This is a genomic window from Fulvivirga sp., assembly GCF_040220315.1.
Classification (GTDB): Bacteria; Bacteroidota; Bacteroidia; order Cytophagales; family Cyclobacteriaceae; genus Fulvivirga.
This window is the reverse complement of sequence record NZ_JAVJUY010000351.1, coordinates 1-15,776: the sequence shown is the minus strand read 5'-3', so window position 1 is coordinate 15,776 and position 15,776 is coordinate 1. Positions and strand designations below refer to the sequence as shown.

Annotated in this window: 12 protein-coding genes and 1 pseudogene; 5 read left to right on the top strand and 8 right to left on the bottom strand. The window is 37.2% G+C overall.

The features are described from left to right. Positions 1 to 265 (top strand): annotated as a pseudogene (locus RLO81_RS17870) (aminoacyl-tRNA hydrolase); the annotation flags it as partial. On the opposite strand, the gene metG reads toward RLO81_RS17870, so the two are convergent. From metG to RLO81_RS17855, 3 genes are read right to left on the bottom strand one after another with little or no spacing between them, the layout of a single operon-like run. Further along, positions 262 to 2,313 carry a methionine--tRNA ligase gene (gene metG, locus RLO81_RS17865; protein WP_350114913.1) on the bottom strand — a complete coding sequence of 684 codons (2,052 nt, stop codon included), beginning with the start codon at positions 2,311 to 2,313 and terminating at the stop codon, positions 262 to 264. The pseudogene RLO81_RS17870 and the gene metG overlap by 4 nt on opposite strands. A 52-nt stretch (positions 2,314 to 2,365) precedes the next feature. Continuing rightward, positions 2,366 to 4,465, bottom strand: coding sequence for an ATP-binding protein (locus RLO81_RS17860; protein WP_350114910.1), 2,100 nt, complete (start codon positions 4,463 to 4,465; stop codon positions 2,366 to 2,368). A gap of 59 nt (positions 4,466 to 4,524) precedes the next feature. Next, entirely contained in the window at positions 4,525 to 6,615 is a 2,091-nt protein-coding gene (locus tag RLO81_RS17855; RefSeq protein ID WP_350114907.1) for a tetratricopeptide repeat protein, read from the bottom strand. A gap of 216 nt (positions 6,616 to 6,831) precedes the next feature. On the opposite strand from RLO81_RS17855, the gene RLO81_RS17850 reads away from it, so the two are divergent. The 3 genes from RLO81_RS17850 to typA all read left to right on the top strand — a co-directional run bounded on the left by RLO81_RS17850 (position 6,832) and on the right by typA (position 9,174). After that, positions 6,832 to 6,975: a hypothetical protein gene (locus RLO81_RS17850; RefSeq protein ID WP_350114904.1), complete on the top strand. Its 144-nt coding sequence runs from the start codon at positions 6,832 to 6,834 to the stop codon at positions 6,973 to 6,975. A gap of 18 nt (positions 6,976 to 6,993) precedes the next feature. Beyond that, positions 6,994 to 7,152 carry a hypothetical protein gene (locus tag RLO81_RS17845; protein ID WP_350114901.1) on the top strand — a complete coding sequence of 53 codons (159 nt, stop codon included), beginning with the start codon at positions 6,994 to 6,996 and terminating at the stop codon, positions 7,150 to 7,152. A gap of 210 nt (positions 7,153 to 7,362) precedes the next feature. Further along, positions 7,363 to 9,174 (top strand): translational GTPase TypA, encoded by a 1,812-nt coding sequence (gene typA, locus RLO81_RS17840; RefSeq protein WP_350114898.1) that lies wholly within the window; start codon positions 7,363 to 7,365, stop codon positions 9,172 to 9,174. 44 nt (positions 9,175 to 9,218) lie between these two features. Here the strand turns inward: typA and bioB are convergent, their stop codons facing one another. Next, positions 9,219 to 10,214, bottom strand: a complete 996-nt coding sequence (gene bioB, locus RLO81_RS17835; RefSeq protein WP_350114895.1) for a biotin synthase BioB — start codon at positions 10,212 to 10,214, stop codon at positions 9,219 to 9,221. Positions 10,215 to 10,258: 44 nt separating this feature from the next. Next, the gene (sppA, locus tag RLO81_RS17830; protein WP_350114892.1) at positions 10,259 to 11,998 is read right to left on the bottom strand and encodes a signal peptide peptidase SppA; all 1,740 of its coding nucleotides are present in this window, start codon (positions 11,996 to 11,998) and stop codon (positions 10,259 to 10,261) included. Between the two features lie 77 nt (positions 11,999 to 12,075). Here sppA and folK point away from each other — a divergent pair, with 77 nt between their 5' ends. Further along, a complete protein-coding gene (gene folK, locus RLO81_RS17825; RefSeq protein ID WP_350114889.1) occupies positions 12,076 to 12,561 on the top strand; it encodes a 2-amino-4-hydroxy-6-hydroxymethyldihydropteridine diphosphokinase in 486 nt (161 codons plus the stop codon). 5 nt (positions 12,562 to 12,566) lie between these two features. Here the strand turns inward: folK and fabD are convergent, their stop codons facing one another. From fabD to RLO81_RS17810, 3 genes are all read right to left on the bottom strand, one after another. Beyond that, entirely contained in the window at positions 12,567 to 13,439 is an 873-nt protein-coding gene (fabD, locus tag RLO81_RS17820; RefSeq protein WP_350114886.1) for an ACP S-malonyltransferase, read from the bottom strand. A gap of 39 nt (positions 13,440 to 13,478) precedes the next feature. Then, on the bottom strand, positions 13,479 to 13,916 hold the full coding sequence (locus RLO81_RS17815) for a thiol-disulfide oxidoreductase DCC family protein (protein WP_350114883.1): 438 nt from the start codon (positions 13,914 to 13,916) through the stop codon (positions 13,479 to 13,481). Beyond that, on the bottom strand, positions 13,895 to 15,776 hold a 1,882-nt coding region (locus tag RLO81_RS17810), incomplete at its 5' end, for a T9SS type B sorting domain-containing protein (protein ID WP_350114880.1). The genes RLO81_RS17810 and RLO81_RS17815, both read right to left, overlap by 22 nt.

The following is a 15,776-nucleotide window of genomic DNA, read 5'->3' as shown; positions in this document are numbered from 1 at the left end:
TTTAAGAATGCGGGCAAAAGGAAGCTCTGCGGGACACAACGGCTTAAAAAATATTGAAGACCTTACCGGTGGCCAGGATTACCCAAGACTGAAGTTTGGTATTGGAAATGACTTCCACAAAGGTCATCAGGTTGACTATGTGTTGAGCAATTTTAAAAACGAAGAGTTTAAGGCCTTACCGCAGTATATTGATAAGGCCAATGAAATGATACTCTCTTTCTGCACTGCTGGCCTGGCAAGAACCATGAACCAATTTAACGATTAGCTAATTTGCGAGCCAGGAGATACTTTTCCTGAAGGTTCCATAAACTGCAATTTCCCGTCCTTATCTTCAGCCATTAAAATCATGCCCTGAGACTCCTCGCCCATTATCTTTCTTGGAGCAAGATTGATAAGAATAGTAACTTGCTTACCAACTACTTCTTCAGGACCAAAATACTGGGCTATTCCACTTAAAACTGTGCGTTTGTCTAACCCTGTATCAACTTTTAGTTTTAAGAGCTTCTTAGATTTTGGCACTGCCTCAGCTTCCAGTATTGTACCAACACGTAAGTCCATCTTCATGAAATCATCAAAAACAATTTCATCTTTAGCCGGATTAGCCGGTGCATTTTCCATTTCGTTTTGTTTTTTAGTGTTTTCCAGTTTTTGAATTTGTTGCTTTACTACCGAGTCTTCAACTTTTTCAAAAAGTAACTCGGCTTTATTAATTTGATGGTCTTGTTTTAAAATATCCGCTCGTCCGGCTTCACTCCATTTTAGCGATTCTATGTTCAGCATATTCTTGAGCTTAATCATAGACTTTGGTAAAAGTGGCTCTCCAATAATGGTTAAATTGGCCACCACCTGAAGTGCTACATTCATTATCGTTTTTACACGCTCCTCATCTTCTTTTATCAATTTCCACGGCTCGGTATCAGCCAAATATTTATTACCAGTTCTTGCCACGTCTATAAATTCAGCCATAGCTTCTCTAAACCGGAAATTGTTAATCGATTTTTCTATTTTTTGCGGAGCATTTTTCAACACTTCAAGAACACTCTCATCAATATCAAACAGCTTTCCACAAGCTGGGATTTTGCCTTCGTAATACTTATGAGTTAACACCAAAGCCCGGTTAATAAAGTTTCCAAGAATAGCTACAAGTTCGTTATTATTTCTAGCCTGAAAATCTTTCCAAGTAAAGTCGTTATCCTTAGTTTCCGGAGCATTGGTGCAAAGGGCGTACCTAAGGACATCTTCTTTGCCAGGAAACTCTTCTAAATATTCATGCAACCAAACAGCCCAGTTTTTTGAAGTGCTTATCTTATTACCTTCCAAATTCAGAAACTCATTGGCCGGAACATTATCAGGCAATATAAAATCACCATCTGCCTTCAAAATAGATGGGAATATGATACAATGGAATACAATATTATCTTTACCTATAAAATGCACTAGTTTGGTCTCGTCACTCTTCCAGTATGGCTCCCAATCTTTACCGTTTGCTTCAGCCCATTCCTTAGTTGCAGAAATATATCCGATAGGTGCATCAAACCAAACATACAACACCTTTCCTTCTGCTCCTTCTACAGGCACCTTAACACCCCAATCAAGATCGCGTGTCATTGCACGTGGCATTAAGCCATTGTCTAACCAGGATTTGCATTGACCATATACATTCGACTTCCACTCTTTGTGATCTTCCAGAATCCATTTCTTTAGCCAGCCTTCATATTTATTCATGGGCAGGTACCAATGTTTTGTCTCCTTCTTTACTGGTGCCGCGCCACTTAAAGCAGATCTGGGGTTAATTAACTCTGAAGGACTTAATGAAGACCCACATTTCTCGCACTGATCGCCATAAGCATTTTCATTTTTACAATTAGGGCAGGTACCTATAATGTATCTATCAGCCAAAAACTGTTGATTCTCCTCATCATAATACTGTGATGAGGTTTGTTCTTCAAAAACGCCTTTATCAAACATTTTTTTAAAAATAGCCGATGAGGTTTCATGGTGTGTTTTAGAGGAAGTTCTTGAATAGATATCGAAATCTATGCCGAATTTTTCAAAAGACTCTTTTATAAGATGATGATACTTATCAACCACTTGTTTTGGTGTTATGCCATCTTTTTTTGCACGTAGAGTAATCGCCACACCATGCTCATCAGATCCGCAAACAAAGGCTACATCTTTACCTTTACTTCTTAAATACCTCACATAAATATCGGAAGGCACATATACACCTGCTAAATGACCTATGTGAACAGGGCCATTTGCATAAGGCAAAGCCGCAGTAACGGTATATCTTTTGAAATCTTTGTTATTCATTGAGTCTATCTTTCAGCGCACAAAGATAGTAGATTGATGGTAATAGAACAGATTAAACTATTGGTAAGGTTATTTTAAAATGGGTGTGGTTTTTATCATCAAGTAACGCAATATTACCGTCTAGTTTTAATATGGATTGTTTAACGATGTACAATCCTAACCCAAGTGTTCTATGTTGTAGTGCAGATTTCTTAAATAGCGCAAATACATCGCCTAACTCACTTTTTACGTTACTGCTTCCTTCATCAACCAAATCGATTATGATATTTGTATCATCTTTATCAATAATTATATCAATGGCCTTTCCCTGATTCGTTTCGCCCCTCATTTTTAAGATGCTCTGAATCAAATTGAAAAAGATTAAGTCCATGAGGGCACTGTCTGACTCGAAAGGACCATCAAGCTTAAATGTTAAATTCACATTGATACTCTCATCACCCTCAATCTTTTTATTCTGTTCAACACAACCTGCAATTATTTGCTTTATTTGTACTTCTTCAATAGTCAACTCCAAATTAGAAATTTCGCTGATGGTTTTTAACCTGGTTAGTATAGCGTTTAAGTCAAGAGCAGCACTATACAGTTTGTTAAAGTAGTCAGATGCCTTTTGCTCCTTTATATCGAGCAGTGCAACATGACACATGCCAAGCAATGTAGCCAACGGCCCTTTAATATCATGAGATGATTTATATATAAAATTATCCAACTCAATATTGGCCAACATCAACTGATCATTTCTTTCTTTTAGTAAATCTGTTTTTTCTTCTACAGCCGATTTGAGTTTTTTATTATATTCCTCGAGCTTTTCATTTTGTATGCTTATTAGTGCCTGAGCCCTCTCTAATTCGCTATTTTTTTCTTCTAAAGATTCCTTTTGAGCCTCAATTTCTTCATTCTGAAGAGAAATTTCAATATTTCTAATTTTGAGTGTTTCATTCTTTTTTCTATTTATTCTCAGTTGGTTATAAACAACAACAATTAATAAAACAATGGCTATTATCACAGCAATTAGAACCATGACAAATCGTCTGTTGGCGGTGAGTTCCTGATCCTTTTTTGCTAATAATTGTTGATTTTGTTCATCTTGAATTTCCAATTGAATGGTTGCTAAATTTCTAGCCAGATTTTCATTAAAAAGAGTATCACGTAGCATTAACAATTGTGATTGATATTCAAATGCCTTGGCCTCATTGTTAATATCTGAATAAATGTCTACGTACTGTTCTAAATTATCGAACATTCTATCTTTGGCCCCAATTTCAATAGCTATATCTTGACTTTGGTTCAACAAATAAATAGCACTATCATACTTTTGTTTATAGAGGGCTTGCCTGCTTTGCAAATAGAGAATTTCAGAAATACCTCGTTTATCACCTATGGCATTTCGCATTTCAGCCGATTTTTTTAAATATCCATTCGCCTTTTCATAATCAGCTTTTTGCTGATGAATCTGACCGAGACCTGCGTAAGTAACAGATTTCCATATTTTATTATCAACATCTACCGCCAACGAAAGCTGAAAATAATATTCAGCTTTAGGAAGATTGCCTTCATGTAAATAGGTTTGGGCTGTATTATTCTGTGAATACAATAATAAATTAGGATCATTTTGCCGCTCGGCAACAGCTAGTGCCTCTAAAAAATATTCGCGGGCTTTCTTATAATCTTTAAGCCTCACATATACCAGTCCAATATTATTTAGGGTTGTGCCTAACCCATACTCCTGGCCAAGGGTACGCTTCATGCTTAAAGACCTTAGAAGATATTCCAACGCACTCTGATATGAACCAAGGCTATAATTAGCAAGACCCAAATTATTTAATGCATTATTTATTAATTCCTGGTCATCAATTTCTTTGGCAATTTTTAAGGCTTGGTCATTATAGAAAATAACAGAATCATAATCCCCCAGGTAGTAATAGGCGCCTCCAATTAATCTCAGAGAAATACATATTAGTTCTTTGTCATCCGTTTGTTGGGAGAGACGATAAGCTTCGTATGCATAATTGATGGCACTATCAGTATAATTAAGCCATAACTGAATAGTAAGTTGGTTAAGGGAATCTATTTTTTGTTTTAACAGCTCATCTTGTCCATTGGCAGAAATGGATAGTGTATATACAATGAAGAAAAGTAAGCCTAATTTTCTCATTAATGGTGCGAAACATAATAGAGAAAGTTATTAAAAAACCGTTATAATACCAACCTCAATTATACCAATGAGACAGTCATTCTGAATTTGGTGTGGCTTTGGTCTGTTTTTGATACTATGATTTCACCACCTAATTTATCAACGGCTAGCTTTACTAAGTAAAGACCCATGCCGGCTGAATCTTGTATTTCTGAGGTTTTGGAAAAAATATCAAAAATCTGATCCGAGATGGTATCATTTATTCCCAAACCATTATCAACCACCTCAAATACCAGTTGATTATTACTATTTGTAAAAGAGATTTCAATGAAGCTCACTACCTTTTCTGAAGCATCGTGAAATTTAAATGCATTATTAATAATATTAGATACTATAATTTTCAACAGTTCAGGATCACTCGATACCTGCAAATGTTCTTCGCCTTTAATTAATACATTAATTTCCTTCTTGATGTAGCCAATCTTGTTTTCATCTACAACATCCACTACCAATTGGCTAAAATCAAATGTTTCTTTTGTGGGTAAAGAGTTATTTATCTGATTAACAATGAGCAACTTAGAGAGTATCCTGTTCAGTTTAGATGCTGTTTTGCTAAGCTTCTGAAAATAATCAACGGCCATAGTATCTTTAATATCCATTAAAGCAATATTACAGATACCCTGCAAAGTGGCTAATGGGCCGCGGATGTCATGCGATGTTTTATAAATAAAGTTATCTAGTTCATGGTTTGATTTAATAAGTGCAGCATTCGAAGCGCGCAATTCCTCTGTACGTTCTTTTACCCGTACTTCTAATTCAGAATTAAGATCTACCAGCTTCCTATTTTGTTCTTCAATAGTGTCATTAGCTTTTCGAAGTCTTTTATTCACTCTTTTACGTACGTTGTTGTTTCTGTAAAGTAGTATTACAACCAAGGCGGTAAGCACAGATATAACAACAGCCAAAAATAATAATGTTGTTCTTCTATTAATCTCCTTGTTCTGTAGTTCTATAATCTCAAGGTTCTCGCGTTCTTCAAAATCTACCTGGATTTGAAGCAGGTTTTTAGCGATTACTTCATTGAGGATTTCGTTACTTACAGAATCGTATAAAACTTGGTATTTGTAGGCTTCTTCGTATTTTTTTTGTGCAAATGCTACTTTGGCATATTCTTTATAATTATTCTCAACCATTCTAGGCGTTCTGGCTTCTACTGCTATATTTTGACTTGAATCTAAATAGTCGATAGCTTTAGAGAATTCTTCCATATCAATATAGATAGTCGCCAAGTTGTTATAAATAGATGCCCGCTTTATTCTAAAGTCATTTCTTCTTGCAATCTGAAGTGCTGTCATGTAATTAAGCTGTGCTTGCTCAGTTTCTTTAAAAAATTGAAGACAAATTCCTTTTCCCAAATAAGCTTCTACCAGAATCAATTCAGAGCATTGATCTGTGCATTTTTCTATGGTTCTATTGAAGTATGAAAGTGCATCCTGGTATCTACCTAAACCGATATAGGTTAATCCCATATTGGTATAGGTACCATAAACACTTTTATATTCCTCCTCTTCTTCTATTTGCTTAGATCTTTCAAAATAAATTAAGGCCTTATTATAGTCATTGAGCTGATAGTAGACCAACCCTATATTATTGCAAGCGATTGCAATAGCTTCCTTATCTTCTTCCTCTTCACGCAGTTTCAAAGACTCAAAATGGTATCGCAGAGCTAAATCGAATTTAGAAATTGAATAATAAGTTAGTGCCAAACCATTCAAAGAAGCTTTTTCTCTATCCTTAATACCATTAATTCGAGCAGATTTTAGGGCAGCTTTATAATGAATAAGTGCCTCTTGAAAATTTCCAGCATTTTTATGTACATACGCAATGGCATATTCTGCCCTAACATAATTTAAACTATCACCTATTTTTTTGGCAAGGTTGCTAGCACTATTTGCTATGAGTAGTGCGCTATCCAAATTACTCAACTTAGCTACAAATAAATCCATCAATATAGATGGCTGCTCTTTCTCTGGTGCATTATTTAATTTATTTAATAGTGAATCTGCTTTATTATTGGAAAAAAGGCATGTAGGCACACATAAAACCAGGACTAATAGTAATTTTCTAGAAATAATACCTAACATATCAAACACCTGTAAGCTTCTTGCCATAATTAACCAGCATAGTATCTTTTAATATCTCAATTTTGAGTAACCAACTATTATAAGGATGAGATGATTCATATTATCATTTGTTATTCCTAAGGCTCACTTGTTGAGGTTGAAGGAACGTGAATATAATTAATGTATTCATTAAATCCATATTGAGTGATATACTCGATTGACTAAAATGAATTAATGACTAATTAAAATTAAAGACTAAAAATCATGAAAAAATCATTACTGAAATTACTTGCCGAATTACTGCTGACTGGTACATTATATTCTTGCTCAGAAGAGGAAATTAACCCCTCTGACGACCTTAACAGCAAAAAAACAGAAGGTGTTACAAAAGATGACGGCACATTTTAAAATTTAAATTCTACCATTATGAAATCTAAAATATTAATTACCGCAGTGATTGTTGCAATCTTAGGATCGTTCGCATTTATCACTATCGAAAAAAGTCAGTTTGAGAAAAAAGAACGAAGTGTTCAATCTACGAATGAACCTTTGAGTGGAATTGTGAAAGAAGACGCTTCTTTCTAGACAAATAGTAACTTCTCCACTTTATTCTACAATTCACCGTACATGCGGAACAGGTTCTTTTTGCTCATATTATTGAAAATGTGCAATAAAAATTGCACTTTTCGTATAAAACCTTACATTGAAACTGGGTTTGTGTTAATAAAAATATAATACACGAACCCAGTTCTTCTCTTATGTAATTTATCTAGCTTTGCAGCTTAATTTCAAAGCATGCAAAATATTAGAAATGTTGCCATAATCGCCCACGTTGATCATGGCAAAACTACTCTCGTGGATAAGATCATCCACGCTTCTAAAATTCTTAGGGAAAATCAGGAAACAGACGACTTAATTCTTGATGACGGTGACCTCGAAAAAGAAAGAGGTATCACTATTACTTCTAAGAATGTATCCGTTAGATATAAAGACGTAAAAATAAATATTATCGACACACCCGGTCACTCCGATTTTGGAGGCGAAGTGGAACGTGTTCTTAAAATGGCTGATGGCGTACTACTTCTTGTAGATGCGTTTGAAGGCCCTATGCCACAAACGAGGTTTGTATTAAGTAAAGCACTAGCTCTTGGCTTAAAACCAATAGTAGTTGTAAACAAAGTAGACAAAGAAAACTGCAGACCTGACGAAGTTCATGAACAGGTGTTTGATTTGATGTTCAACTTGGATGCTACAGAAGACCAGTTGGATTTCCCAACATTCTATGGTTCATCAAAACACGGCTGGATGAGCTCCGATTGGAAAAAACCAACGGATAACATATTTGAATTACTTGATGGTATCATTGAGCACATTCCGCCTGCCCCATCGAAGGATGGTGTGCCTCAATTGAGAATTACATCGTTGGATTTCTCCTCTTTTGTGGGTAGAATAGCCATTGGTAGGGTAGCACAGGGTACAATTAAAGAAGGCGCCAACCTTGGTATCTGTAAAAAAGATGGCTCAGTTAAAAAAATTAAAATAAAGGAAGTCCATGTATTTGAAGGATTAGGCAAGAAACGAGTAACAGAAGTTGGGTCTGGAGATATCTGCGCACTTGTGGGCATCGAAGACTTTGAGCTTGGTGATACGGTTACCGACTTTGAAAAGCCCGAACCACTTCCGAGAATTGCCATTGATGAACCTACGATGAGTATGCTCTTCACTATTAATAATTCCCCATTCTTTGGTAAGGAAGGTAAGTTTGTTACATCAAGGCATTTAAGAGACCGTTTATTTAAAGAAACAGAAAAAAACCTTGCATTAAGAGTTCAAACCACCAATTCAGAAGATAAATTCAACGTATTTGGTAGAGGTATCCTCCATTTATCGGTATTGATTGAGACTATGCGAAGGGAAGGCTATGAACTACAAGTTGGACAACCTCAAGTGCTCTACAAAGAAATAGATGGAGCACGACATGAGCCAATAGAACACCTTGTTGTTGATGTGCCGGAGGAATTTGCCGGTAAAGTAATAGAGTTAGTAAGTGCTAAAAAAGGTGAAATGACTATCATGGAGCCTAAAGGTGATTTGCAGCATTTGGAATTTGATATTCCTGCCAGAGGTTTGATTGGATTAAGAAACAACGTATTAACTGCATCTGGTGGCGAAGCAATTATGACTCATAGATTTAAGGAGTATGCACCATATAAAGGTAATATTCCAGGCAGAATTAATGGGTCTTTGATATCTATGGAGTCAGGCCCAGGAACAGCATACTCTATTGACAAACTTCAGGACAGAGGAGTATTTTTCGTTGATCCGGGAGAGGATTTATATACCGGACAAGTGATAGGTGAACATTCAAGAGACAATGACCTTGTAGTGAACATTCAGAAGGGTAAGAAGCTGACAAACATGAGAGCTTCTGGATCGGATAACAATGCTAAAATTGCACCAGCCAAAAAATTCTCATTGGAAGAAGCAATGGAATATATCCAGAAAGATGAATACCTGGAAATAACACCAAAATCAATTCGTATGCGTAAGATCTATCTAGACGAAAACGAAAGAAAGAGACATAGTAACAAAGAAGCAAATGCATAAAAAAAGCCCCATCAGGGGCTTTTTTTATGCAATTTAATGAAGAGCTATACTCCCGGTATCTGTTCAAATTTTACTGAAGCCTCGCCTTTAAAAGCTTTTCTTGGTTTGAGATTTAATGTTTGAAACATCTCTTTGTCTTCCACTGAATCAGGGTTCGGAGTTGTTAATAATTTATCACCGGCAAATATGGAGTTGGCACCTGCCATAAAACATAATGCCTGTTCCTCCATGTTCATCCTTACCCTACCAGCAGAAAGCCGCACCATTGCTTTTGGCATAATAATCCTGGCAGTAGCTATCATTCTGATCATTTCCCAAACTGACACCCGAGGTTGTTCTTCCAGTGGTGTACCTTCTACAGGCACTAATGCATTCACAGGAACAGATTCTGGGTGCTCGGGTAATGTTGCAAGCGTATGAAGCATTCCAATACGATCACTTTCACTCTCACCTAACCCTATTATTCCCCCTGAGCAAACCGATATTTTGGCGTTTCTCACGTTCTCTAAAGTATCTAAACGATCATTATACGTGCGTGTAGATATGATTTCTTCATAATGCTCTTCACTCGTATCTAAATTATGATTGTAAGCGTATAACCCTGCATCTTTAAGCTTAAGTGCTTGCTCCTCTGTTAGCATTCCTAACGTACAGCAAACTTCCATACCCATAGAGTTCACACCCTTTACCATATCCAACACTCTATCAAAATCCCGGTTATCTCTCACTTCTCTCCAGGCCGCTCCCATGCAAAAACGTGTACTACCAGAATCCTTAGCCTCTTTTGCTTTTGCTAAAACCTCCTCTGTTGGTAGTAGCTTATGCACTTTCACGTCAGTATGATACCTGGCGGCTTGTGGGCAATACGCACAATCCTCTGGGCAACCACCTGTTTTCACTGATAAAAGAGTACATACTTGCACTTCTTGAGCATCATTGTTTTCTCTATGAACTGTTGCTGCTTTATATATTAAATCTAATATTGGAGAATTATAGATCTCTTCAATTTCTTCTCTTGTCCAGTTGTTTCTAATTTCCATAAGGTCAAAATAAAAGGATTATATTCAATTGAGAGAGTAAAGTTTTAATTTATTTCCATCTCAAGTGAAAACCTTGCCTGAGCTCCTTCAAGATGCTTAATCTTTTTCAAAGATTCAATATATGGATAAAGCTCTCCAGCTTCTGATTTTACAATGCTTGCTTTCGCCTGACCTTCTAAATCTTCAATTAGTTTCTCGAAAAAGGGTTTGGATTCGGGATAATAGCGCACCTTATAATCTTCAGTAATACCCGCTTTTTCTGCTGCAATTCGAATGGCATCGTCATAGTTGCCCAGTAAATCAACCAGACCATTGTCTTTGGCTAGTACTCCTGTCCATACCCTGCCTGACGCCACCTTCTGAATATCATCAATAGCCATGCCTCTACCTTCAGCGGCTTTAGCAATAAATGTATCGTAGTTTTTTTCTAAACTTTTTTGGAAAATAGACTTCTCAGCATCAGTTAAAGACCTTGTAACTGTAAGCATTCCCGAATAATCACCAGTGGCAACTTCATCATGAGTTATACCTATGCGATCTTCGAGCAATTCTGAAAAATTAAATAGCATACCAAAAATGCCAATTGAACCAGTTATCGTATTCGGCTGGGCAATAATAGTATCGCAAGGCATTGCTAAATAATACCCGCCAGAGGTTGCATAATCGCCCATTGAAGCAATCACTGGTTTTTCCTTTTTTGCTAACTCTATCTCTCGCCACATCACATCGGATGCTAAGAATACTCCGCCCAAAGAATTCACACGAATTACAATTGCCTTTACCGATTTATCTTTTCTTGCTTCTCTTATAAGTTTGGCGAATTTATCGGAACCTACAGTGTTTTCATCTCCTTTACCCATAACAATATCACCTTCTGCAACGATAACAGCTATTTTATTAGTGGTGCTCTTATAATTACTAAATGTGTTCTTATAATTTTTATAGGATACAAGTTGCGGTTCGTCCACTCCGGCAGCACTATTCAAATTAGCCAGAAATTCATCTTCGTAAACAATCTCATCAATTAATTTCTGCTCCATGGCATCTGCAGCTTCTCTCACTGTCATTTTAGTAGACATTTCTTTAAGCACAGATAACTCAATACCTCTTGATGCTGAAATATCAGATAGCATCGTGTTATTTAATCCATTCAAAAGCTCGGTAAGTTGTAATTCATTCTCTGGGCTCAGATCTTTTCTGATATAGGGTTCAACAGCGCTTTTGTATTCCCCTACCCTAAATATTTGAGGTTCTATGCCGAATTTATCGAACATTCCCTTATAGAATGTAACATTGGCATTTAGGCCGTTTAACTCCAACTGCCCTGCCGGATTTAAATAAATTTTGTCTGCTATACTTGCAAGGTAATACGCACCCTCTGTATAGTACTCTGCATAGGCATAAATAAATTTTCCAGACTTTTTAAACTGTTCTAATTCATAGCGCACTTCAGAAAGGGTGGCCATTCCTCCAAAAAAATATTCTACCTCTAAATAAATTCCTTTTATTTGATCATCTGTCGAGGCATTGTTTATGGCTTCCTTTAATTTATTTAACCCAATAGAACTCGATTCTCCAAATGCGCCAAGTTCTTCCAATGGGTTGTCAATTTCCTGCTCCGTAACGGGCTTATTTAACTTTAAGTGCAGGATTGAATTATCCTCTAAAACGTATTTCTCACTCTCTGAAAGAGAGGAAACAATGCCTACAACTAAAAAGACCGCTATTAAACTGAATAGAAAAAGTCCTATTAGAGTAGATAAAATATTCTTTAAGAAGTTCATATGTGTTATAATTAAGCTTCAAATTTACTTACTGTAACGCTTTATTAATAACTGAGTATTAGTTTTTTAGTATTTAAATGATGATCGGAAAATATCTGCTGTTAGGGACAAATTTGGGTGATAAGAAAGTAAATATTTTTAATGCAAAGCAGGCCTTATCAAAAGTGTGCACCATAAAAAGGCAATCTGCCTTATACGAAACGTCAGCGTGGGGCAAAACTGACCAACCTTCTTTTTATAATCAGGTTTTGGAGATAGATACGCATTTATCTGCCCAGGAGTTACTCATTCATATTTTGGCTTTAGAAACTGAATTGGGGAGAATACGCTATGAAAAATGGGGTGAACGAATCATAGATATCGATATTCTTTACTATGACAATAATGTGATCAAAGAGGATGAGCTTCATGTACCGCATCCAGGCATTGCAGACAGAAAGTTTACTTTGATTCCGTTGGTTGAGTTGGCAGCTGAATTTATCAATCCAGAGCTTGGTAAATCAAACAAAGAACTGTTGGCACAACTGCACGACACTTCTGAAGTGAAGAAGGTCGTGCAGTAATACTATTAAATACTTCTTACTTCTGCTTCAGGAGCTATCTTTTTCACAAGACCTTGTAATACTTTTCCAGGGCCCGATTCAATAAACTCAGTTGCACCATCTTTTACCATATTTTGCACAGATTGTGTCCATCTTACAGGTGCTGTTAGTTGCGATATAAGATTCTTCTTGATTTCATCAACATCAGACGATGGCTGTGCATTCACATTTTGATACACAGGACAAATCGGCTTATTGAATGTGGTATTCTCAATGGCCGCTGCTAATTCAGTTCTGGCAGGCTCCATTAATGGAGAATGAAATGCGCCACCCACTGGAAGCGGCAGCGCTCTTTTTGCACCTGCCTCTTTCATTTTTTCGCAAGCAATTTCAATACCTTTATTCGAACCAGATATAACTAATTGCCCCGGGCAGTTATAATTTGCTGCAACAACTACTTCATCTATAGAAGCACAAACATCTTCAACCACTTTATCATCCAGTCCTAAGATTGCCGCCATGGTTGATGGATTCACTTCACATGCCTTTTGCATAGCCAAAGCCCGTTGATAAACCAATTTTAATCCGTCTTCAAAATTCAGTGCTTGGTTAGACACCAAGGCAGAAAATTCACCCAACGAATGGCCAGCTACCATATCAGGTTTAAAACCATCGGTGGTTAATGCCAAAATTACTGAGTGAAGAAATACTGCTGGTTGAGTAACCTTTGTTTGCTTTAGTTCTTCGGCAGTGCCTTCAAACATAATATCGGTTATCTTAAATCCTAAAATCTGGTTAGCCTGATCAAATAGTTCTTTCGCTTTAGGGTTGGATTCGTATATTTCTTTACCCATTCCGCTAAACTGGGCACCCTGTCCCGGGAACACATATGCTTTCATATTAGTAAGTTAAAGGTTTATCTAAACAAGTGGCCAAAACTAATTATTTTGATACCCTTCTAAAAATCTAAGTTTCATATTCGGATCAGGCAAGCGGCAAGTAGAACGCTTACCAAATAGTGAATACCTGTGTTTAGCAATAATCTTGTAGACAAAATCGGTAAATATGAGTGGTAAAACCCTGAAAAATGAAATAAGTTTTACCCAACCACCAAGCTGGCGTGCAATGAAAAAGACCGCTTTACTTTTAACCAGAACTTCCTTAGCAGTTGTAAGCACAACAATATACTCTAGGGATTTAGTATGCTGCGTGCCTAGTAATAACTGAGCATTGTCTGATTGAAGCGATTCAAAAACGAAACGTTCTCGTTTATCCTTTCTTAAAATAAAGTCTACGGCACCATTGCATAAATTGCATACACCATCAAAAAAAATAATGGGTTTATCTGGAATAACTACCGAACGAGATGTATCCATCCTTTATATTGCTTCGTAGATTTTGATGGATCTACCAAATCGAAGGTTACATCGGCAGAATAGTAATATACACCTGAAGGAAGCTCTGTTCCACTATCAGACGTGCCATCCCAATTAATTAAAATGGAATTCTCTGTTCCTGATGTTCCAGTATAGGTATAAACACTATTCCCCCATCTGTTGTAAACTGTAAACTCCACCCTGCGAACAAAACGTGCACATTTAGTTGCATCAATCACTCCGCAATCTCCAAGGCTGCTGCCATCTTCACCAATGATATTTCCTCCACCATTATAGGCACTAAAAAAATCGTTACAACCATCATTATTGCCCGGTGTAAAAACATTCGGCAGCTCGTAGTTTGGACAATTATCAACACAGAAAGTATTACTAAATTCACTAAAATTACCAGACCTGTCAACCGCCCTTACTTGATAACAGCCTTTAAAAGATGGTAAGTTCTCGTGAAGAAATGTAGTGTCTGTGACTTCTGCAATTAACTCAAAACTAGCTATCGTTGTAGGAGAATAATACACCTCGTACAGACGAACATCATTTTCACATTCTCCAACAAATTCAGTTGACCAAGAAATCTGGTTTTCAAAATCATTGAAATCACAGCTACTGGTTGCTAAGAAGTCTTCGCAGGTTCTGCCACTTAAAGATACAACAGGTGCACATGGAGCTATCGAATCACTTGGTTGAGCGCAAATAATTTGTGAAAAATTTAATTGGGGACTATTGATGGCCGGGTTACCATAAGTACCTTTCGTAAGAACCCTGTAGCAATATATTTGCTCATCTGAAAGATTAACAGAATCAGTATATGAGAATCCGTATTGTGTCACGTCTAAATTTTCTAACAAGGTAAATTGATCTTGTGACTGGCCTTCCAAACCTCTAAATATTAAATGCTCACTATCTTCCGGAGGTGAGATTATTGTATTTGACCATGGCACAACTGCTGCCCAATCCAGTTGAATTCTGCCAAACTGTGGCGCTACTTCCAATCTAACCGCTGAAGCTGAGGCTGACATTATCTCGTCTGTACCTGTTGAAGAAGTAGGATCTAGTAAAGCCACCTGATAGTTATACACCTTACCATGTGTATCCAGATTTGTATCTCTGAAACCAATACTATCAAGACCTAAACCGTTTACTTCAGCTATTTGCTGATAATTACCACCAGCAAATCCTTCTGCCCTGTAAATTCTATAAACAGGGTCAGCCGGGAATGTGCCTAACTCAAACGGAGCGCGCCATGCAAGCACAATTTCACCATTGGTTTCGCTGGTTTCTTCTACAGTAACGTGTGTGATAATAGGTGTTTCAGCCGGAACGAATTCAAAGCACAGTTCCTGTGATACAATGCTTTCACCGCCAGGCACATCTGGAAATTTGGCCACTAATCTGTAGCAATATTTTGCCGCTGCTGCTAGTTGCGTGTCGCGATAGGTCGTGGCTGTAGGATTGGTTTCCGCAATCAATGAATAGCCTGCATTTTCACGAATGCCGGTTTCACATTCGTCAGGTTCATACGGATTAGAATCTACACGCCTCCAAACTTGAATTAGTTCGGCATTCTGGCAAAAATAGGGTGACCAATCCAGTCGAATACCCTGCCCATCTTGCTGAACATTATTTAAATCTGGACTTGGGCCCACTATGGTAATATTCCATGTTGCAAAGCTTACAAGCTTCGGGCCTTGAGGTGGGTTGTCTGTTATTTTAAATACAACTGAATATGGTTGATCTCTAATATCCAAACACTCAGTATCCCAACTAAATGTCAATTGTGCTGGTGGCAAAGAAGGTTGAAACACAGGTGGCTCAGGGGACACTGTAGCACCTAAATCTTCG